This is a genomic window from Metapseudomonas cellulosilytica (genome assembly GCF_049334135.1).
In the GTDB taxonomy this organism is placed as follows: domain Bacteria; phylum Pseudomonadota; class Gammaproteobacteria; order Pseudomonadales; family Pseudomonadaceae; genus Metapseudomonas.
On record NZ_JBHZGN010000006.1, the window covers coordinates 156,347 to 177,275 of the forward strand.

The 20,929-nt window shown below is 66.1% G+C and carries 16 protein-coding genes; 1 reads left to right on the forward strand and 15 read right to left on the reverse strand.

Annotated elements, in window-relative coordinates; translation table 11 throughout:
• Positions 1–204: 204 nt before the first annotated feature.
• The 4 genes from ACFW0H_RS09920 to ACFW0H_RS09935 are packed head-to-tail and all read right to left on the reverse strand — an operon-like array spanning position 205 to position 9,107.
• Complete coding sequence (locus tag ACFW0H_RS09920; protein WP_422913729.1) at positions 205–5,910, reverse strand: EAL domain-containing protein; 5,706 nt, start codon at positions 5,908–5,910, stop codon at positions 205–207.
• Between the two features lie 46 nt (positions 5,911–5,956).
• The gene (locus ACFW0H_RS09925; protein WP_422913730.1) at positions 5,957–6,493 is read right to left on the reverse strand and encodes a response regulator; all 537 of its coding nucleotides are present in this window, start codon (positions 6,491–6,493) and stop codon (positions 5,957–5,959) included.
• 5 nt (positions 6,494–6,498) lie between these two features.
• A complete protein-coding gene (locus ACFW0H_RS09930) occupies positions 6,499–7,836 on the reverse strand; it encodes an HD domain-containing phosphohydrolase (RefSeq protein WP_422913731.1) in 1,338 nt (445 codons plus the stop codon).
• Positions 7,833–9,107 carry an ATP-binding protein gene (locus ACFW0H_RS09935; RefSeq protein ID WP_422913732.1) on the reverse strand — a complete coding sequence of 425 codons (1,275 nt, stop codon included), beginning with the start codon at positions 9,105–9,107 and terminating at the stop codon, positions 7,833–7,835. Before ACFW0H_RS09935 ends, ACFW0H_RS09930 begins: the two co-directional genes overlap by 4 nt.
• Positions 9,108–9,271: 164 nt before the next feature.
• On the opposite strand from ACFW0H_RS09935, the gene ACFW0H_RS09940 reads away from it, so the two are divergent.
• Positions 9,272–9,979 carry a DUF6901 family protein gene (locus ACFW0H_RS09940; protein WP_422913733.1) on the forward strand — a complete coding sequence of 236 codons (708 nt, stop codon included), beginning with the start codon at positions 9,272–9,274 and terminating at the stop codon, positions 9,977–9,979.
• Positions 9,980–10,153: 174 nt separating this feature from the next.
• Here ACFW0H_RS09940 and ACFW0H_RS09945 read toward each other — a convergent pair whose 3' ends face one another.
• The 11 genes from ACFW0H_RS09945 to ACFW0H_RS09995 all read right to left on the reverse strand — a co-directional run bounded on the left by ACFW0H_RS09945 (position 10,154) and on the right by ACFW0H_RS09995 (position 20,929).
• Positions 10,154–10,984: a metal-dependent hydrolase gene (locus ACFW0H_RS09945; protein WP_422913734.1), complete on the reverse strand. Its 831-nt coding sequence runs from the start codon at positions 10,982–10,984 to the stop codon at positions 10,154–10,156.
• Positions 10,985–11,230: 246 nt separating this feature from the next.
• Positions 11,231–11,779, reverse strand: a complete 549-nt coding sequence (locus ACFW0H_RS09950) for an adenine phosphoribosyltransferase (protein ID WP_422913735.1) — start codon at positions 11,777–11,779, stop codon at positions 11,231–11,233.
• 105 nt (positions 11,780–11,884) lie between these two features.
• On the reverse strand, positions 11,885–12,619 hold the full coding sequence (gene fnr, locus ACFW0H_RS09955; protein ID WP_422913736.1) for a fumarate/nitrate reduction transcriptional regulator Fnr: 735 nt from the start codon (positions 12,617–12,619) through the stop codon (positions 11,885–11,887).
• 239 nt (positions 12,620–12,858) lie between these two features.
• The gene (hemN, locus tag ACFW0H_RS09960) at positions 12,859–14,241 is read right to left on the reverse strand and encodes an oxygen-independent coproporphyrinogen III oxidase (protein ID WP_422913737.1); all 1,383 of its coding nucleotides are present in this window, start codon (positions 14,239–14,241) and stop codon (positions 12,859–12,861) included.
• 82 nt (positions 14,242–14,323) lie between these two features.
• Positions 14,324–15,052 carry a sulfite exporter TauE/SafE family protein gene (locus tag ACFW0H_RS09965; RefSeq protein ID WP_422913738.1) on the reverse strand — a complete coding sequence of 243 codons (729 nt, stop codon included), beginning with the start codon at positions 15,050–15,052 and terminating at the stop codon, positions 14,324–14,326.
• A complete protein-coding gene (gene ccoS / locus ACFW0H_RS09970) occupies positions 15,045–15,275 on the reverse strand; it encodes a cbb3-type cytochrome oxidase assembly protein CcoS (RefSeq protein WP_422913739.1) in 231 nt (76 codons plus the stop codon). Before ccoS ends, ACFW0H_RS09965 begins: the two co-directional genes overlap by 8 nt.
• A 12-nt stretch (positions 15,276–15,287) precedes the next feature.
• A complete protein-coding gene (locus ACFW0H_RS09975; protein WP_422913740.1) occupies positions 15,288–17,702 on the reverse strand; it encodes a heavy metal translocating P-type ATPase in 2,415 nt (804 codons plus the stop codon).
• A gap of 3 nt (positions 17,703–17,705) precedes the next feature.
• The gene (locus ACFW0H_RS09980) at positions 17,706–18,203 is read right to left on the reverse strand and encodes a FixH family protein (protein WP_422913741.1); all 498 of its coding nucleotides are present in this window, start codon (positions 18,201–18,203) and stop codon (positions 17,706–17,708) included.
• 15 nt (positions 18,204–18,218) lie between these two features.
• Positions 18,219–19,634, reverse strand: a complete 1,416-nt coding sequence (gene ccoG, locus ACFW0H_RS09985) for a cytochrome c oxidase accessory protein CcoG (RefSeq protein WP_422913742.1) — start codon at positions 19,632–19,634, stop codon at positions 18,219–18,221.
• A 135-nt stretch (positions 19,635–19,769) separates the two neighbouring features.
• Positions 19,770–20,744 (reverse strand): cytochrome-c oxidase, cbb3-type subunit III, encoded by a 975-nt coding sequence (ccoP, locus tag ACFW0H_RS09990; RefSeq protein ID WP_422913743.1) that lies wholly within the window; start codon positions 20,742–20,744, stop codon positions 19,770–19,772.
• Positions 20,741–20,929 (reverse strand): cbb3-type cytochrome oxidase subunit 3, encoded by a 189-nt coding sequence (locus ACFW0H_RS09995; protein WP_422913744.1) that lies wholly within the window; start codon positions 20,927–20,929, stop codon positions 20,741–20,743. Before ACFW0H_RS09995 ends, ccoP begins: the two co-directional genes overlap by 4 nt.

Below are 20,929 nucleotides of genomic sequence, written 5' to 3' on the forward strand. Positions count from 1 at the left end.
CGAATTCATTCGCCAAGGGATGCGCAGCAGCCCAATGGGGCTTGGCGGGGCAGGCCTGCGGCCTGCTTGGCGAATGAATTCGCCCCTACAAAGGATTGGCCTACACCTTCGGTGCGTAGGGTGGAAATCGCTCTTCATTTCCACCATTCGAGCCATGACGATCCCTGAATGGTGGACCGGTAAAGCGTGGTCCACCCTACGGGCTCATTCCGCGCCCTGTTCCACCACTGCGCTCTCCTCCTTGGCTTTGGCCAGGCTGTGGTGGAGGAAGGCCTGGGCGATCACGGCGCGTAGCTGGTCGTCGTCCCAGGGCTTGGTGAGGAACTTGTAGATGGCGCCCTGGTTGATGGCATCGGTGACGGATTTCAGGTCGGTGTAACCGGACAGCACGATGCGGATGGTGTCGGGGTAGAGGTCCTTGACCCGGCTGAGGAACTCGGTGCCGTTCATTTCCGGCATGCGCTGGTCGGAGAGGATCACCTGGATGTCGTGCTTGGCCAGTTGCGCGAAGGCGTCCTGGGCGCGGGTGGCGGTGAGGATCTGGTAGCCGTCGCGGCGCAGCACGCGGGTCAGGGCACGGAGGATGTTCTCTTCATCGTCGAGCAGCAGCAGGGTCTGGGCGCTGCCGACGCCAGGTCGGGATTCCAGGTAGGCGGCCGGGCTCTTGTGGTGTTCGTGGAGGAATTGCTCCAGCTGCTCGAATGGCATCGGGCGGGCGAAGTAGTAGCCCTGAAACTCGTCGCAGTGGCTTTTCTTGAGGAAGGCGAACTGTGACTCGTTCTCCACCCCTTCGGCGATCACCCGCAGGCGCAGGTGATGGGCCATGGAGATGATGCCCTGGGTGATGGCGGCGTCGTGGTGGTCGCTGATGATCTCCTGGACGAAGGCACGGTCGATCTTCACCTTGTCGATGGGCAGGCGCTTGAGGTAGTTGAGGCTGGAGAAGCCCGTGCCGAAGTCGTCGATGGACAGGCGCACACCCAGGGCCTTCAGCGCCTGCAGGGTTGCGATGGCGCGTTCGGCGTTATCCAGCAGCACGGTTTCGGTGATCTCCAGTTCCAGCATCTCGGCCGGCAGCCGGGTCTCTTCGAGGATGCGCCGCACGCTGTCGACGAAGATATTGCGCTGGAAGTGCACCGCCGAGATGTTCACCGCCACCACGGTTCCGTTCATGCCGCGGTCGAGCAGGTCGCGGCAGTCGCGGCAGGCGGTGGACAGCACCCATTCGCTGAGCGGGATGATCTGCCCGGTGTCTTCGGCGACCGGTATGAACTGCGCCGGGGCGATGAAGCCCAGCAGCGGGTGCTGCCAGCGCAACAGGGCTTCGTAGCCGGTGACCCGTCCATTGCGGCCGTCTATCTGCGGCTGGTAGTAGAGCATGAAGGCATTGGCTTCGATGGCCTTCTGCAGTTCGTTGCGCAGGGTCACCCGTTCGCTGACCTTCTGTTCCAGGTCGGTGGTGTACCACTGGTAGCAATTGCGTCCATGTTGTTTGGCCTTGTACATGGCCAGGTCCGCCTGCTGGATCAGCTGCATGGGCTGCTGCATGCCCTGTTCGCTCAAGGCGATGCCGAGGCTGGCGGTGATGTGCAGCTCGCTACCGGCAATCGGGTACGGCCGGGCGATGCAGTCGATGACCCGTTCGGCGACCTGCAGCACGTCTTCCTCGCGGGCGAGGTCGGGCAGGATCAGGATGAATTCGTCGCCCCCCAGGCGTGCCACCGTGTCGCCGGGACGCACCTGCTGCACCAGCCGCCGCGCCACTTCCACCAGTATCTGGTCGCCGATGCCGTGGCCCATGGAGTCGTTGATCGGCTTGAAACCGTCGAGGTCGATGAACATCACCGCCAGCTTGCGCTGGTAGCGCTGGCTGATCTGGCAGCCCTGGCGCAGGCGATCTTCCAGCAGGGAGCGGTTGGGCAGCCCGGTGAGCACGTCGTGGCTGGCGTTGTAGGCCAGTTCGGACTCCACCCGCTTCTGCTCGGAGATGTCGTTCTGCACGCCGATGAAGTGGGTGATCTCGCCGTTCTCGTCGGGCACCGGGGCGATGTAGAGGTCGTTCCAGAAGGGCGTGCCGTCCTTGCGGAAGTTACGCAGGACCACATGCACTTCGCGCTTCTCCGCAATCGCGTGACGGACTTCCGCGATGCCCGCCTGTTCCCGGTCGGCACCCTGGAGAAAGCGGCAATTGCGTCCCAGGGCTTCCTCCGCGGCGTAGCCGGTGATGCGCTCGAAGGACGGATTGACGTAGATGATGGGCAGGTCGGGGGCGGTGGCGTCACAGATCAGCGCGCCGTTGTAACTGGCCTCGATGCTGCGCTGGAGGATGCGCAGCTGTTTCTCGGACGCCTTGGCACGGCTGATGTCGCGGAAGGCGATGACCCAGCCGCCGAGGGTCTGGGCGTGCAGCAGGGGGGCACAGTCGTAGGCGATGTGGCGGTCGCCGCCCAGGCTCACTTCGCCATGGCGGGTACCCGGTTCCGGGGCGCTGTAGAGATCCAGTGGCAGGTGGTCGACCAGCGTCTGGCCGAGCAGCGCCTCGACAGGTTGCCCGAGCAACTCGGCGCCGGCCGGGTTGACGAAGGTCAGCCGGCCCTGGCGGTCCACGGCCAGCAAGCCTTCGCCGACGCTGTCGGTGATGGCTGAGGTGAAATCCAGCTGTTCCTGCAGGCGCTGTTCGCCGGAGAGCACCTGCTGCACCAGGCGGATGTTTTCCAGCGCCGCCACCGCCATTCGAGCGAACTGCTGGGCAATGGCCAGATCGTCCTCGTCGAAGTCGCCTTCGAACTTGTCGGAGAGCTGGATCAGACCGAGGTTGTGCCCGCCGTGGTCGATCAGCGGGACGGCCAGCCAACCTTGCAGGGGCAACTGGCCGCTGCCCTGGTCGCCGGGGGCCGTGAGCTCGGCGCGGGTCAGCAGCACCGGCAGGTTCCCGGCGCAGTCGCGGGCATGAAGGCCGGGACCTTCGGCGCGCGGGTAGGGCGGGTGCCAGTCCTGGTACTTGGCGGACAGGGAGACCGCGCCCAGGCCTTCGCCGTCGGCCAGGTCGAGCAGCGACATATGGCTGCCCACCAGCAGGCGCAGCTGTTCGCACATGAAGTCCAGCAGCGGGCGGGTATCGAGGATGCCGCCGATGCGCAGGGCGGTTTCGCTGAGGCCGCGCAGCAGCTGTGCCTTGCGCTCGGACTGGGTCAGCGTTTGCTGCAGCGCGCGGGTCATGCTGTTTCGTTCGCTGATGTCCTTGGCAATGCCGAAGCCCCCGACGATCTGCCCCTCGACCACGATCGGCAGGTTGGTGAAGTCCAGTTCCAGCAACTGTCCGTCGCGGTTGCGGCAGCGCACTTCATGGCGCTGGGCCTGGCCGTCGAGCACCGCGCGGAAGTGCTGGCGCACGCGCTCGGCGTCGTCATCCCGTACCAGGCGGGAGAAGGGGTGGCCGAGGAGTTCCGCGGCGCTGTAGCCGATCAGCTCGCAGCCCGCCTGGTTGAGGCTGACGAAGCGCCCGTCGCGGTCGAAGGAGAACACCGGGTCGGGGTTGAAGGTGAACAGCGAGCGATAGCGCTGTTCGCTTTCCTGCAGGCGCAGTCGGTCGTGCTGGCGCTCGATGGCGATGGCGGCCAGTTGGCCGGCGGTGCCGATCAGCTGCAGCGCCTCATCGTCCGGCGCGCAAGGGTGGCGCAGGTAGACGGCGAAGGTGCCGAGCACGTCGCCATGATGGGACACCAGCGGGATGGCCCAGCAGGCGCGCAGGCCGTGACGCAGGGCGGGGTCGCGGTGCTCATGCCAGAGCGGGTCTTCGCTGATGTCCTTGCTCACCACCATCTGCCGACGGAACACGGCGGTGCCGCAGGCGCCGGACAGGGGGCCGATGGGCAGGCCGTCCAGCGTCTGGATGAACCCTTCCGGCAGGCTCGGCGCGGCGCCCAGGCGCAGGCGCTTGCGTTCGCTGTCCACCAGCAGTACCGAGCAGAGGGCGGTGGGCTCGAGGGTCTCGCTCATCAGGCAGATGGCCCTGAGTATGTCCGTCAGCAACTGGTCGGTGGAGATCATGCTGAGGATGTCCCGCTGATCCTCGGAATAGGCTTCGTGACGGACCAGGCTGGTGATGTCGTGGGCCACGGCGAACAGGGTGCGTTCGCCCTCCGACCAGCCGGCGGACCAGAGCAGGTGGACCACGCTGCCGTCCTTGCGCTGGCAGCGGTTGCGCACGGCATCCCAGGATTCGCCACGGATGATGGCCTGGATGTCGCTGCGGGTGCGCTCGCGATCCTCGGCCAGGACGAATTCGATGTAGCGGCGGCCGATCAGCTCCTCGGGCCGGTAACCGAGCACGCTGTGGCAGGAGGGGCTGACCTGGGTGAAGCGCTCGGCCTCGTCTATGGAGCAGAGCACGTCCATGGAGTGGTCCATGATCCGCTGGTTCTGCCGCTGCAGCCGCGCCTGGTGCTGCAGGCTCAGTTCCAGTTCGCGATTGCTTTCGCCCAGGCGCTGGCTGCGCTCGATGGCCAGCCGGGAAAAGCTCTGGCTGATCATCAGCAGGAAGGTGAAGCCGAGGCCGAACAGCATGAACAGCGGCGGCAGCAAGGTGGTGTGATCGCTGTGGGACAGCGCCTGGAAGGTGCGCATGCGCCAGCGCCCTTCGGGGCCGAGGTCGGCACGCTGTTCGCCCACCGGGAACAGGTTGTACCCCTCATCGCCCAAGCTGGATTCGTAAATGCGTTTGGGGCCTTCGAAAACCTCCAGGACGAAACCGTCGAGATCCTTGGCCAACTGCCGGTCGAGGGTGGCGCCGATGTCCAGGCTGGCCACCAGCAGGGCCGTGGGCTGCCCCTTGAGCCGCAGGGGCGTGGCCACCAGGGTGCTGTTGTCCGCGGCGCTGAAGCTTTGCGCCGGGCTCATCTGCGCGCCGTTGCCCAGGCGCACTTGCTCCAGCCAGTCGTGAAGTGCGTCCTGGGCAAGGAAGCGCGCCAGCCAGTCGTTGGCCTGCCGCGTCCGTCCCTGTTGCCGGAGCGGTAGCATTTCCGCGTCGAGCACGGCGATCAGCTTGATGTTGGGATAATCGCGCAGGTAACTGCCGGCTTCCTGCTGCCAGAGCGCGTCCGAAGGCAGGCCGTCGAGGCTCTGCCAGCGCTCGGCCATACGCTGCATCAGCTGCAGGCGTACGGTCAGCGTGTTTTCGATGGCCGCTTGGGCGCGCAACAGCAACTGGTGGCTGTGGGCGTTGAGGGTGGTGATTTCGTTCAGGCTGAGGAGAAACCAGCCGATGCAGGTGGCCGTGGCGCCGAGCAGGCCGGTGACCATGGTGCGCCGGTCGAGCAGTCGTCGCTGTTCATCGGGCAGCGCGCAGAGCATCAGCACGGCGGCGCCGAGCAAGGCGATGAAGAGGTTGGCGATGTGCCCGGCCTCCGGGCGGAAGGAGAAGCGCGGCAGGTCGTGGCTGGCATCCAGCAACGAAACCTGGGAGGCCAGTGCCAGGCCGATCAGGGTGATCCCGCACAGCTGGCTGAGCCAGCGGCCGCCGTGGCGGGTCAGGGCCAGCAGCATGGCCAGGCCGAACAGGCAGGCGACAATCGCCAGCTCGCTGCGCACGCGCCAGTAGCCGCTGATCAGCGAGCGGCCCTGGTCACTGCCGCCGGTCAGGACGTTGTGTCCGAGGCTGTAGCCGGCCAGGGCGATCAGCGCCATGCCGGCCAGCAGCGAGAGACGACGCGAGCCGCGGGTGGCGCTCAGCACGGCGGCGCCGGCGAGCAGGGTGATCAAGGCGCTGTCAGGCACCAGCACGAGCTCGTAGCGGGCCGGGCTGGCCTCGGCCAGGAAGGCCGCCAGGCTGATGCCGCCAAGGCCGATGAGGGCGAAGGCCAGGCAGTGCAGGTAGGCCTGGTAGCCGAGGTTGCGATTGTGGTTGGCCATGGTGTCGCGCCGTTCCAATGGCTGAGGCTGTCCTGGATGCCCGGGGTCAGTCATCCAGGTCATAGCCCTCCAGTATCACGGCGCCGTCGGTATCGCGGCGCACGCGGGTCAACCCCGGGTGCTCGGCCTCCAGTCGCAGCAGCTCGCGGCGCTGGCGGTCGAGGGTGTCCTGCTGGCCACGCACCTGCTCCAGCAGGAGGCGGTTTTCATCGCGTAGCTGGAAAAGGTCGACGGCGCCTTGCAGGGCGCTTTCCAGCTCGTAGTTCTCCCAGGGCTTGGACAGGAAGCGGTAGACCTCTGCGCGGTTGATCGCCTGCATCAGGGTCGAGCGGTCACCGTGGGCGCTGAGCAGCATGCGCAGGGCCTCGGGCTGGCTCTGGCGGGCGAATTGCAGGTAGGTCAGGCCATCCAGCTGGGGCATGTTGAGGTCGCAGACGATGACCGCGTAGCGATGCTCGGCCAGGGCCTGCAGTGCGGTCTCGGGGTTGTCGAAGGCGTGCAGTACCCAGCCCTGCGGGCGAAGCACGCGTTGCAGGGCGCTGAGGATGTGGGGTTCGTCGTCCACCAGCTGGATCTTGATCATCAGGGCTACTCCTTAGCCGGGCTCGTGTCAGCCTCGGGGCGACGGACTTGAACAAGGTAACGCGCGCCTTCGCTGGCCTCGAAGGCGATGAGCTTGTCGATCAGGGTGTGGCTGAGCTGCTTGCCGGCGTTGAGCAGGAGCATGCCGCTTTCTGCCTGGAGGTTGCGCGCCAGGACCATGCCTGGCTCCAGGCGGCGAGTGTCTACCGCGAGGATGCTCGCGTCGGCCTCGTGGAGGTCGGGGGCACAGCGGGTGCAGAGGTCGATGAACTGTTGGCAGAGTTCCGGATCGTAGAGTCGTCCGGCGTAGCGGTCGAGGAACTGCAGGGCTTCCGGGCGCGGCAAGGGGCGTTGCAGCACCAGGCCGCACTGCAGTTCGACAAAGTCGACGGCGAGCTTCAGCAGGCGCGCGCCGACGGGAATGGCTTCGCCGCGCAACTGGTCGGGGAAGCCGGTGCCGTTCCAGCGTTCCTGGTGGTGGCGGATCAGCCGGCCGGCATCGTGCAGCGGCTCCAGGGCCATCAGCAGGTGCTCGCCCTGGGCGGGATAGCCGCAGTAGCGTTCGCGCTCCTCGCGGTGCAGCAGGTCGCTGGGGCGATTGAGCAGGTGGTCGTCCCAGGTCAGCTTGCCGAGGTTGTAGAGGGCGGCGGCCATGGCGAGGTCGCGGCTTTCCGCTTCCGGCAGCTGGTGCAGGGCGGCATGGGCGCGCACAAGGGCGATCACCTGGGCGTTGCCTTGCTTGTCCCGTGGCAGGCGCTGGGTGAGCAGGGCGGAGAAGACTTCGGTGGTGGTCACGTAGCTGCGCCGCAGTTCTTCGTAGGCCAGATCGAGCATGTCGGCGGTCTGCTGCAGCTCGGCGGTACGGTCGCGGACCCGCTGTTCGAGGCCGGCGTTGAGCTCCTGCAGGCGCCGGTTCTGCTCCAGGGTGAGGCGCTCCAGGCGTTGGCGCTCGTGTTCGGCGTGCCGGTGCGCCAGGGCCTGGCGCAGGGTGAAACGCAGCTCGTCGTCGTTCCAGGGCTTGCCCAGGTAGCGGTAGATGCGCCCCTGGTTGATGGCGCGGATGCTGGTGTCCAGGTCCGTGGCACCGGTGAGGAGGATGCGCAGGGTATCGGGCCAGCGCCGCTGCACTTCGGCCAGCAGGCAGGGGCCGTCGAGGCCGGGCATGCGCGCATCGGAGACCACCAGGTCCACTTCGTGCTCGGCCAGCAGCGACAGGGCGGCGGCACCGCCGGATGCCGTGAGCAGCTCGTAGGGTTCGTCGCGCAATACCCGGCGCAAGGCGCTGAGTATGTGCGCTTCGTCATCCACCAGCAGCAGGGTGGGCCGGCGCCGGGCTTCGCTCATGCGGGCGCCCCGTCGAGCGGGGGCTGGCGCAGGGGCAGCCAGACGCGGAAGCGGGTGCCCTGGCCGGGACGGCTGAAGACCTCGATGCGGCCGCCGTGCTTCTGCACGATGTTGTAGGAAAGCGCCAGGCCCAGGCCGGTGCCCTTGCCCACCGGTTTGGTGGTGAAGAAGGGCTCGTAGATGCGGTTGAGGATGGCCGGCTCGATGCCCTTGCCGTCGTCTTCCACCTCCAGCCAGACCCAGTCGCCCTGGTGACCGCTGCGCAGGGTGATGCGGCCGAAGCTCTCGATGGCATGGGCGGCATTGATCAGCAGGTTCATCACCACCTGGTTGATCTGCGAGGCGATGCATTCCACCAGCGGCAGGTCGCCGTACTCGCGCACCACCTCGGCCTTGTACTTGAGCTCGTTGTTGACCAGGTTGAGGGTGCTGTCGAAGCCCCTGTGCAGGTCGGCGGCGCGGAACTCCTCTTCTTCGATATGGGAGAAGTCCTTGAGGGCGGTGATGATCTTCTTCACCCGTTCGATGCCATCCTCGGACTCGTGGATCAGGGCTTCGACGTCGTTGCGGATGTAGTCGTACTCCAGGCTGCGCTTGAGTTGCTGCAGTTCTTCCAGGCTGCCGACCCCGTCGACAGCGTCGACGATGCGCAGCAGGTCGTTGACGTAGCCGGTGAGGGTCTTGAGGTTGGAGAAGACGTAGCCAATGGGGTTGTTGATTTCGTGGGCCACGCCGGCCGCCAGTTGGCCGATGGCGGCGAGCTTTTCCGACTGCAGCAGCTGAGCGTTGGCCTTTTCCAGCTTGTGGATCAGCTGTTCCTGCTCCTGCTGCTTGCTGCCCAGGGCGTTGAGGGCGGCAGCCAACTGTTCGTTGGAGCGGGCGAACTCGGTGGTGTCGTAGAGCAGCAGGCCGAAACAGGTTTCGCCCCGGCAGTCGAAGGGGAAGAGCAGGGTGCTCTGCAGGCGTGGTGGCGTCACCTGGCCCACGGGGCTGCAGGGCAGCTGGATCAGGTAGGGGTCTTCGCGCCAGTGGGTGTAGGCATGCACGCCCTGTTCGCGGGCCTGGGCCAGCATCTTGCCCAGGCGTGGGGTGTCGGCTTCCGGGAACACGCCGGTCAGCGGCTGCCCCCGTGCCGGCGCGAGGGACTTGCCGCTGCGCTGGCTGATGAAGTCGTTCCAGTGGAGGATGCGCAGGTTCCGGTCGAGGATGATGACCCCCACCTCGATCTGTTCAACCAGGGCTCCGGCAAGATCCAAAGGGCTGCTGTCCATGATATCGCCCGCTTTTTTCGCAGTGGAACGGTTGGCTGGGTTGAATTCTGGCGCTTATCCGACTTTGTTGTACGAAGTGTATGTCAGATTTCAGGCGTCCGAATGTTGTCGAAACCGCCTGGGTAACCGTCGGAATTTCCTTTTCACAGGGGCAAGGGTAGACCATGGAGCTTGAGCAAAAGGCTGAGATGCCGGTTCGCTACGAATTCCGTTTCCCCGATGGCCGCCTCTGGGTGCATGAGGTGGACGTGGCGGCGCCGGAGGCTGCGGCAAACGCGGAAGCCGGGCCGGACTGGGCGCGGCTGGAATTCCAGCAGTGCGACCATTGCCCGCTGCGGGCGGGCGAGGTGAGCGACTGCCCCTTCGCCCGCGCACTGGCGCGGCCGGTGGCCGTGCTGGCGCACTCGCCTTCCTATGAGGAAGTGCTGGTGACGGTGTTCTGGCGTGGCCGGGAAATCCGCCAGCAAACCACCCTGCAGCGGGCCCTGGGGTCCCTGCTGGGACTGCTCGGGGCGACCAGCGGCTGCCCCCATACGCGGATGCTGCGGGCCATGGCCTGGTTCCACTGGCCCTTCAGCACCTCGGCCGAAACCCTCTACCGCTCCCTCGGCACCTACCTGCTGGGCCAGCATCTGCGGCAGGAACGCGGGCTGGAGCCGGACTGGTCGATGGACGGGCTGCGCGAGCTGTACCGCAACCTGCGCCTGGTCAACCTGGGCATGGCCGGCCGCCTGCGCGCCGCCGCCGAGGAGGACTCCAGCCTCAACGGCCTGATCCTGCTGGACCTGCTGGCGGCCGATACCCTGTATTCCCTGGACAGCTACGAGGGGGAGTTGGACGGGTTCTTCGCGGAGTATTTCGAGGAGGGGTGAAGGTCAAGCCCGCGCCGGGGGGCGCCGCTTCCTTGTAGGGGCGAATTCATTCGCCAAGGGCAACGAAGTTGCCCCGCGAACTGTCTGGGCGGACCTGCGGCCCGCTTGGCGATTGAAATCGCCCCTACAGGCTTGTGTAGGATGGGTTGAGGTACGAAACCCATCGATCGGGGCTCAGCCATTGAATCCCAGGCGTTCCTTCCAGCGTTTTTCCAGCCCCTTGGTTTCGTGGTCGAAGGGGTGGAATCCGGGGCGGTAGTAGTCCAGGTAGGGCTTGAGCATCTTCGGGAAGTAGCCGTTGCGCGGACCGAGCAGGGTCTTGATGCCGCGCGCCCAGCTGCGCCAGTTGAACAGCTGGCCGTCCTTGCGCATCAGGTGGACCTGGAAGCCCATGATCACAGCGAAGAACAGGAAGGTGGTGAGGGCCATGGTGATGGTGCGGATCAGGTAGCCGCCGCCGATGGCGTTGTAGGCGTCGTAGCAGACCGCCTTGTGCTCGTTCTCCTCGATGGCGTGCCACATCCACAGCTTGTACATCTTCGGGTCGTCCATCTGGGTATTGATGTCTTCGCGGCGCAGCAGCTGTTCGGCCATGGTGGCGGTGAAGTGTTCCAGTGCGCAGGTGGCGGCCAGGCGCTGCTTGCGGGTGGTGAAGCGGGTGACCCACTCCAGCAGCACCTTGATGCGCAGTTCCAGGCGTTCGAGGTCGATACCGTGCTCGGCGGCATAGTCGTTGTAGGTGGCGTGTTCCTTGGAATGCATGGCTTCCTGGCCGATGAAGGCGCTGATGTCCTTCTGCAGCTGCGGGTCGCTGACCTGGTCGCGCACCGCGCGCACGCTGTCGACGAAGAACTTCTCGCCGTAGGGGAAAAGCGAGGAGAGGTTGTTCATGAAATGGGTCATGAAGGGATCGCCGCTCCACCAGTACTTCTGGGTCGACGCGAAGCTGAAGTCCATGCGGCGAACGGGGAAGTTGGCCTTGGGCAGGGTGGCGCTGGCTGACATTCGGGAATCCTCTCGGGCTCGGGGAGCCATGCGTTGTTGTCATCGGCGGCACGGATGACCGTGCCATCAGTCGATGTAACTATTGAGGATCGGGGAAGCAGGCGCGAGGGCCTGGGCGCCAACTTTCGGCGGGTGATTGCGCAGCGGGGTGGGGCGAGGGGTAACGCCGGCTGGAGGGGGTGTAACCCGGCCGATTCGGCCGTGCTTCGGTTGGGGCGGGCCCGCCGGCGCGGACCCGCACCGGGCTCAACGCTCGTCGAGGGCGAAGGCGGTCAGGCAGAAACTGGGGATGCCGGCTTCCGCCAGGCGCTCGGAGCCGCCCAGTTCCGGCAGGTCGATGATGGCGGCGGCCTCGACCACGCTGGCGCCCAGGCGCCGTACCAGGCGGGCGGCGGCCAGCAGGGTGCCGCCGGTGGCGATCAGGTCATCGAAGATCAGCACCTTGTCGCCGTCGCAGAGGCTGTCGCTATGGACTTCGAGGAAGGCTTCGCCGTACTCGGTCTGGTAGGGCTCGGCGAGCACCTCGGCCGGCAACTTGCCCTGCTTGCGGAACAGCACCAGGGGCTTGTTGAGTTCATAGGCGATGATCGAACCGATCAGGAAGCCACGGGCGTCCATGGCACCGATGTGGCTGAAATCGGCTTCGACGTAGCGCTGGATGAAGCTGTCAGCCACCAGGCGCAGGGCGCGGGGCGACTGGAACAGCGGGGTGATGTCGCGAAACACCACGCCGGGTTTGGGGAAGTCCGGGACCGGGCGGATCAGGGTCTTGATGGAAAAGTCGTCGAAGATCATCGTTCGGGCCTTTCAGGAGAATGCGAAGCGTGACTGTAGGAGCGAGCGCTGCACGCGAATGATGCATGCATCACGTTTCACCAGCAGGGCTCGCTCCTACGGGTATCAGCTTTCGATGCTGCCGCCCGCCATGGCGCAAAGCTCGATGGGGTCGAGGATGTGTATTTCCTTGCCTTCGGCGGCAATCAGCTGGTTCTGCTGGAACCGGGTGAATACCCGGGAGACGGTCTCCACCGCGAGCCCCAGGTAGTTGCCGATCTCGTTGCGCGACATGGCCAGGCGGAACTGGTTGGCGGAGAAGCCACGGGCGCGGAAGCGTGCCGACAGGTTGACCAGGAAGGTGGCGATACGTTCGTCGGCGGTCTTCTTCGACAGCAGCAGCATCATCTGCTGGTCGTCGCGGATTTCCCGGCTCATGACTCGCATCAGTTGGCGGCGCAACTGGGGCAACTGGACCGAGAGCTCGTCCAGGCGCTCGAAGGGGATTTCGCACACCGAGGTGGTTTCCAGTGCCTGGGCGGTCACCGGGTAGAGCTCGGTATCCATGCCGGAGAGGCCCACCAGCTCGCTGGGCAGGTGGAAACCGGTGATCTGCTCTTCACCGGCGTCGGTGACGGTGAAGGTCTTGAGGGCGCCGGAGCGCACCGCGAAGACGGAGCCGAAGGCATCGCCCTGGCGGAACAGGAGTTCGCCTTTCTTAAGCGGACGGCCGCGCTTGACGATCTCGTCCAGCGCGTCCATGTCCTCCATGTTCAACGACAGGGGCAGGCAGAGTGCGGCCAGGCTGCAATCCTTGCAGTGGGCCTGGGGGACGTTGCGCACCTTGATGATTTCGGACATGAGCCATTCCTTGCAAAGCAAACACACATTGCGCGTAAGGTTAACCCAGGGTGTAGGTAACGGCCAGAAAAAGCCTACCTGACCTATCGCTCAGGTTTCCGCGGTCGGGAAGCCCGTGCGGCTGCACTGCAGCAGGAAGCCCCGAGCCTTGCGCCCGGCCCGGGGCTGGCGACCGGCCGCCCCACCGGCGTGGTGCGGCGACGGGTCGCATGGGACGAGGGCGGGCCGTTGGCAGGCCCTCAGATCACGCGGGAGAAGCGCTGCTGGCTCTGGCTGGCCAGGTAGTGGTCGAAGAGCATGCACAGCGAGCGCACCAGCAGGCGTCCGGCCGGCAGCACGTCGATGCGGCTGTCGCTCAGGGCAATCAGCTGGTCCTGGTCCATTTGCTGGAGTTGTGGCCATATCTCCGCGAAATAGCCGCGAAACTCTATGTTGAAGCGGGTTTCGATGCTGGCGAAGTCCAGCTCGAATTCGCAGATCAATTGCTGGATCACCGCGCGCCGTATGCGGTCGTCCTCGTCGCAGAGCAGCCCGCGGCTGGTGGCCAGCAGGCCATGCTCCAGGGCGCTCTGATAGTCGTTCAGCTGGGCGTTGTTCTGGCAGTAAAGGTCGCCGATCTGGCTGATGGCTGAAACCCCCAGGCCGATCAGGTCGCAATGGCCGTGGGTGGTGTAACCCTGGAAATTGCGCTGCAGCCGGCCGTCTTCCTGGGCGACGGCCAATTCGTCGTCGGGCAGGGCGAAGTGGTCCATGCCGATGTAGCGATATCCGGCGGCGCTCAGTTGCTCGATGCTGCGCTGGAGCATTTCCAGCTTCTGGCCGGGGGCAGGCAGGTCCTCGCTGCGGATGCGGCGCTGGGGCATGAAGCGCTCCGGCAGGTGGGCGTAGTTGAACACCGAGAGCCGGTCAGGTTGCAGCGCGATCACCTCGTCGACGGTGCGGGCAAAACTGTCCGGCGTCTGCTTGGGCAGGCCGTAGATGAGGTCGAGATTCAGCGAGCGGTACTGCAGGGTGCGCGCGGCTTCGACTATGGCGCGGGTTTCCTCGAGGCTCTGCATGCGGTTCACGGCACGCTGCACGGCCGGGTCGAGGTCCTGCACGCCAAGGCTGACGCGATTGAAGCCCAGCTCGCGGAGCAGGCCCATGGTGGACCAGTCGGCCTCGCGCGGGTCGATTTCGATACCGTAGTCGCCGGAGTCGTCGTCCAGCAGGCTGAAGTGCTTGCGCAGGTGGCCCATGAGCCGGCGCAGCTCGTCGTGGCTGAGGAAGGTGGGCGTACCGCCGCCGAAGTGCAATTGCTCGACCTTCTGCTGCGGGTCGAGGTGGCAGGCGATCAGTTCGATTTCCCGTTCCAGGCGTTCGAGGTAGGGCAGGGCGCGGCCGCGGTCCTTGGTGATGACCTTGTTGCAGGCGCAGTAGTAGCAGATGTTCGCGCAGAACGGCACGTGCACGTAGAGCGACAGCGGACGGTGCGCCTTGCGGCTGTCGCGCAGGGCGTGGAGCAGGTCGAAGGAGCCCACCTTGTGGTTGAACTGCACGGCGGTGGGGTAGGAGGTGTAGCGCGGGCCTGGGGTGTCGTAGCGGCGGATCAGGCTCGCGTCCCAGCGAATATTGTCGAGCATGCGGGAGTCCCCGGTTCGGCTGTCATTGCCAGGGAGTCTATGGGGCGCCCGCCGGGGCCATCTTGATTTGTATCAAGCTTGTTCAGTGGCTGTGGTGGTGCTCGCCGCCGGGGGCGCTGGTGTGCGCGCCGTGTCCCATCAACCAGGCCTGGTGCGGACCGGGCAGGGTCCAGAGGCCGAAGAGGATCACCAGCAGGCCGCCGGCGATGCGCACGCCGCGCTTGCGCAGCATGGCGGTCAGGCGTTCGGCGGCCAGGCCCGTGGCTATCAGGACCGGCAGTGTACCGACGCCGAAGGCCAGCATCAGCAGGGCGCTGTCCGTCGCCGAGCCCTGGCTGGCGGACCAGAGCAGGGTGCTGTAGACCAGGCCGCACGGCAGCCAGCCCCAGAGGCCGCCGAGCAGCAGGGCGCGGGGCAGGCTGGAGACCGGCAGCAGCTTGCGCGCCACCGGTTGGATATGGCGCCACAACCCCTGGCCCAGGGCTTCGATACGCGTCAGGCCGCTCCACCAGCCGGCGAGGTACAGGCCCATGCAGATCAGCAGCAGCGCGGCCACGACCCGCAGGGCCATGGCTGCCGGGCTGCTGGCGATGGCCCAACCGGCGAGGCCGATGAGCAGGCCGGCGGTGGCGTAGCTGAGGATGCGCCCGCAGTTGTAGGCCAGCAGCAGGCGCAGGCGCCGGGCGCGCTGTTCGGGGGGGATGGCGAGGGTCAGGGCGCCCATCAGGCCGCCGCACATGCCGAGGCAATGGCCGCCGCCGAGCAGGCCGAGGATCAGGGCGGAGAGCAGCAGGGGCGCGAGTTCAGCCACGGGGCTCGTCCTTCCCGTCCAGGTCGTTCTGTTTGTCCTTGTCTTTGCCCTCGGCTTCGGCGATGCCGGCCTGGTGCTTGGGGTCCTCGTCGTCGAAGAGGATGCTGTGAGCCGGCCCGTCGAGGTCGTCGTACTGGCCGCTGTCCACGGCCCAGAAGAACAGCCAGATGGCGAAACCGACCAGGCCGATGGCGACCGGGATCAGTATGTAAAGCGCTGGCATCAGGGGCTCCGATTACTGTTGCGTGGGCCAGGTGCGGGCCAGGCGCAGGGCGTTGACCACCACCAGCAGCGAGCTGACCGACATGCCGAAGGCCGCCCAGAGCGGGGTGATCCAGCCGAGGGCGGCAAAGGGCAGCACCAGGCCATTGTACAGGGTCGCCCAGGCCAGGTTCTCGACGATGATGCGGCGGGTCCGGCGGGCCAGGGCGAAGGCCTGCACCAGGCTGTCGAGGCGGTTGGACAGCAGTACGGCATCGGCGCTGGTCTTGGCCAGGTCGGTGGCGCTGCCCATCGCGACGCTGATGTCGGCGCCGGCCAGCACCGGTACGTCGTTGACGCCGTCGCCGAGCATCAGGACCTTGTGGCCCTGTTGGTGGAGTTGGCGCAGGACTTCCAGCTTGGCATCCGGGGTGAGGCCGCCACGGGCGTCGTCGATGCCGAGTTCACGGGCGATGCCGGCCACCATCGGCGAGCTGTCGCCGGAGAGCAGCAGGAGCTTCCAACCGCGTTCGCGACAGGCGTCGAGCAGGGCGGGGGCGTCTGCGCGCAGGCGGTCATCGAGGACGAACCAGGCCAACGGACCGTGCTCGTCGCCCAGCAGCAGCCACTGGCCCTGGTCGCCGGGAATCGCCGGCGCCGGCTGGCCGCCGAGCTCGGCGACGAAGCCGGGCTGGCCGATGCGCAGGCGGCGCGAACCGACCCGGCCTTCGAGGCCACGGCCAGGGACGCTGTCCACCTGTTCTGCGGCCTGGGGGGCGCGACCGAAGGCGCGGGCGATGGGGTGCTCGGAGCGGTTTTCGAGGGCGGCGGCCAGTGCCAGGCAGGTGTCCTTGTCCAGCCCGGCCAGGGGATGGATGGCTCTCAGCGTCAGGCGGCCCTCGGTGAGGGTGCCGGTCTTGTCGAAGATCACCGTGTCGATCTGGTTCAGGCCTTCCAGCACGTGGCCGCGAGTCAGCAGCAGGCCGAGCTTGTGCAGGCTGCCGGTGGCGGTGGTCAGGGCGGTTGGGGTGGCCAGCGCCAGGGCGCAGGGGCAGGTGGCGACCAGCAGCGAGAGAACGACCCAGAAGGCGCGGTCCGGGTCGATCTGCCACCAGACCAGGCCGACGATGGCAGCGGCGCCGAGGACGATCAGCAGGAACCACTGCGCCACCTTGTCGGCCACTTCGGCCAGGCGCGGCTTGTCGGCTTGGGCGCGTTCCAGCAGGCGGACGATCGCAGAGAGGCGGGTGTCGTCGCCCAGGGCCTGGACCTCGATGGTCAGCGGGCCTTCGACGTTCAGGGTGCCGGCGGTGACGGCATCGCCTTCGCCCCGCGGGTGCGGCAGGTATTCGCCGGTGAGCAGGGATTCGTCGACGCTGGACTGGCCGGTGAGGATGCGGCCATCGGCCGGCAGCAAGGCACCTGGCGGTACCAGCACGCGGTCGCCCACTTTCAGCTCGCTGAGCAGGATGCGCTCGCTATGGCCCCCGCCATGAAGACGCAGGCAGGAGGCCGGCAGCAGGTTGACCAGCTGCGCCGTAGCGGCGGCGGTGCGTTCGCGAGCGCGGCGTTCCAGGTAGCGGCCGGCGAGCAGGAACAGGGCGAACATGCCCACGGCGTCGAAATACAGCTCGCCCACACCGGTGACGGTGGACCAGATGCCGGCGATGTAGGCACCGCCGATGGCCAGGGAGACCGAGACGTCCATGGTCAGGTGGCGGGTGCGCAGGTCGCGCAGGGCGCCGCGGAAAAACTGGCCGCAGCAGTAGAAGACGATGGGCGTGGTGAGGAACAGGCTGACCCAGCGCAGGATGGTGTCCAGCTCCGGCGACAGGTCGATATTGAACTCCGGCCAGGTGGCCATGGCCGCCATCATCACCTGCATCCACAGGAGGCCGGCGACTCCCAGCTGGCGCATGGCGCGGCGGTTCTCGGCGGCCAGGTGTTCGGCAGCTTCGTCCGCCTTGTAGGGGTGCCCGGCATAGCCGATCTTGCGCAGTTCCTTGAGCAGCTGGCTCAGGGGCAACTGGCTGTCGGCCCAGCGTACCTGCAGGCGGTGATTGGACAGGTTGAGGCTGGCTTCGGCTACGCCCGGCAGGGTCTTCAGGTGCTTTTCGATCAGCCAGCCGCAGGCGGCGCAGCTGATGCCTTCGATCAGCAGGCAGGTTTCGCTCAATTCGCCCTGGTGCTGGACGAACGGCTGCTGGACTTCGGCGCGGTCATAGAGCGCCAGTTCGTCGGGCAGCTCGCGGGGCAGTGCGTCGGGGTTGGCGGCGGTGTCGCTGCGGTGGCGGTAGTAGTTTTCCAGCCCGCCGGCGACTATGGCTTCGGCGACCGCCTGGCAGCCCGGACAGCACATGGCCCGCGTCTCACCCAGCACGCGGGCCGCAAAGCGGCTGCCGGCTGGAACCGGCAGGCCACAGTGATAGCAGGAAAGCGGTGCGCTCATGCGCTATTCGCCGAGGCGGATGACGCTACCCTTGTCCAGGGTTTCTTCCTCGAACAGGCGCCAGTCCTGGCCCTGCTCCTGGCCGATTATCTCGACAAAACGCCGACCGCTCACCGGGTCCTGCAGCTGGCCGCGGTAGTGGCCATCGGCCTGGGGCTGGAGCACGACGCGGCGGTCCTTCTCCGGCTGGGTGGGGGAGAGCAGGCTCAGCACCACTTGCTGCGGACGGCTCTGGCCCACCAGCTCCAGGTCGACCTGACCGCTGGCGTCATTCACCTGCAGGCTGGCCTGCATGCCCAGTTGCTTGGCGAGGTTCTCCCGCTCCAGCGACGTGTTGATGCCCTTGCCGACTTCGTAATAGTTGTCGGAGACCAGGCTCGGCGGGTTCTTCGTGGCGATCACCAGCATGGTGGTGCCGAGCACCACCGAGGTGCCGAGGATGGCGAGGATGAACCAGGGCCAGGGCTGCTTGTACCAGGGGCTGGGAGTTTCGGACTGCATGGGTCTTCCGTTCTGCTAGCGGACGCTGGGGCCGATGAAGCGGCTGTCGGCGTCGGTCTTGATGCTGGGGTCATCCGCGCTGTGGACGCGGAAGAGGATCTTGTTGGTGCTGGATGGCAGCTGGTCCGGGTCGATGGACAGTTCCACCGGGACCGAGAGCACTTCGCCGGCGTCGGCGCGGACTTCGCGTTTGCCTTCGTAGACCAGGCCGTCCAGGCCCTCGATGTCGACGACGAAGGTCTGGTCGGCCTGGGACTTGTTCATGATCTTCAGGGTGTAGACGTTCTCGATCCGGCCCTGCTCGTTCTCGCGGTACAGCACGCGGTCCTTGATCACGTCGAGCTCCACCAGGGAGCGGACGGCCACGGCGTAGGCGAAGAGGCCGATCATGGCGACCAGGGCGATAGCGTAACCGATCAGGCGTGGACGCAGGAGTTGGGTCTGCTGGCCGTTCAGATTGTGCTCGGTGGTGTAGCTGATCAGCCCTTTCGGGTAGTTCATCTTCTCCATGATGCTGTCGCAGGCGTCGATGCAGGCGGCGCAGCCGATGCACTCGATCTGCAGGCCGTCGCGGATGTCGATGCCGGTGGGGCAGACCTGGACGCACATGGTGCAGTCGATGCAGTCGCCCAGGCCCTGGGCCTTGTAGTCGATGCCTTTCTTGCGCGGGCCGCGGGATTCGCCGCGACGCGGATCGTAGGAGACGATCAGGGTGTCCTTGTCGAACATCACGCTCTGGAAGCGCGCGTAGGGGCACATGTAGATGCACACCTGCTCGCGCAGCCAGCCGGCGTTGCCGTAAGTGGCGAGGGTGAAGAAGCCGACCCAGAAGTAGGCCCAGCCACTGGCGGCGCCGGTGAAGAATTCGAAGACCAGTTCGCGGATGGGGGTGAAGTAGCCGACGAAGGTCATGCCCGTGGCGAAGCCGATCAGCAGCCAGAGGCCGTGCTTGGCGGATTTGCGCAGGACTTTCTGGCCGCTCATGGGGGCCTTGTCGAGCTTCATGCGCTGGTTGCGGTCACCTTCGGTGACTTTCTCGCACCACATGAAGATCCAGGTCCAGACGCTCTGCGGGCAGGTGTAGCCGCACCAGACGCGTCCGGCGAATACGGTGATGAAGAACAGGCCGAAGGCGCAGATGATCAGCAGCCAGGAGAGGAGGACGAAGTCCTGGGGCCAGAAGGTGGCGCCGAAGATGTAGAACTTGCGCTCGGGCAGGTTCCACCAGACGGCCTGGCGGTCGTTCCAGTCGAGCCAGACAGTGCCGAAGTAGAGCAGGAAGAGGAAGGCGCCGCCGGTCATCCGCAGGTTGCGGAAGATGCCGGTGAAGGCTCGGGTGTAGATCTTTTCGCGGCTGGCGTAGAGGTCGGTGGTTTCACCGCCCTTGGCCGGGGGAGGGGTGATGTTCTTGACGGGAATCTGTTCGCTCATCTTTCTCATACCACGGCGGTTATCGGCGCTCTGACCAGTGCGTTGCCGGCCCGAGTCTTTCTATCCGCTATATATGGTACGCCTGATAGCGGCCCGCCATGTGCGACAGTGCGTCGCGCATGGCGGGCTAGGGTATTACTTGCTTTCAGCTTCTGCAGCAGGTTTCTGCGACAGGCTGTAAACATAGGCAGCCAGCAGGTGCACCTTGTCGTTGCCGAGGACTTGCTCCTGGGCCGGCATGGTGCCTTGGCGACCATAGCGAATGGTCTGCTGCAGCTGGGCGTAGCTGCTGCCATAGATGAAGGCGTTCGGGTGGGTCAGGTTGGGCGCGCCCATGGCCGGGGTGCCCTGGCCTTCCGCACCGTGGCATGCCACGCAGTTGGCCGCGAAGATGGCTTTACCGGCTTCCGGATCGGCCTTCACGTCCTTCGGCAGTTCGCGACCATGCAGGGTCACGCGCAGGAAGGCGGCAACGTCGCGTACGCCCTGGTCACCGATGACTTCACCCCAGGCCGGCATCATGCCGTGGCGACCACCCATGATGGTGGTCTTGATGGTGGCGGCTTCGCCACCCCAGCGCCAGTCGTGGTCGGTCAGGTTCGGGAAGCCGTAGGCGCCCTTGGCGTCGGAGCCGTGGCACACGGAGCAGTAGGAGGCGAACATGCGGCCGCCCATTTTCAGGGCCTGCGGGTCCTTGGCCACTTCCTCGATGGGCATGGCGGCGTACTTGGCGAAGATCGGACCGTATTGCTTATCGGCCTTGTCCATCTCCTTTTCCCACTGGTGCACGCCGGTCCAGCCGGTCTGGCCGTTGGCGAACGGCTTGCCTTCGGTCACTTCGCCGTAGCCGGGGAAGATGCCTTTCCAGTTGCCCATGCCCGGGTACATGACCAGGTAGCCGACGGCGAAGATCAGGGTGCCGACGAACAGCATGAACCACCACTTGGGCAGCGGGTTGTCATATTCCTCGATGCCGTCGAAGGCGTGGCCGACGGTTTCCTCGGTGCTTTCCTGGCGCTGGCCACGGCGGGTGGCGAAGATCAGCCAGGTCAGCGCCACCAGCGTGGCGCTGGTGAGCAGGGTTACGTACCAACTCCAGAACGAAGTCATTCTTTCTCACTCCTAGAAGCTTGCTCGTCGCGCTTTGCGGACTTGGGAGGCTCATCCGCGAAGGGCAGGTTGGCGGCTTCGTCGAAGCTGCTCTTGCGCCTGCTGCTGTAGGCCCAGAGCACGACGCCGATGAAGGCGACGAAGACAATGAAAGTGCCTATGCCGCGGAGAGTCCCGATATCCAT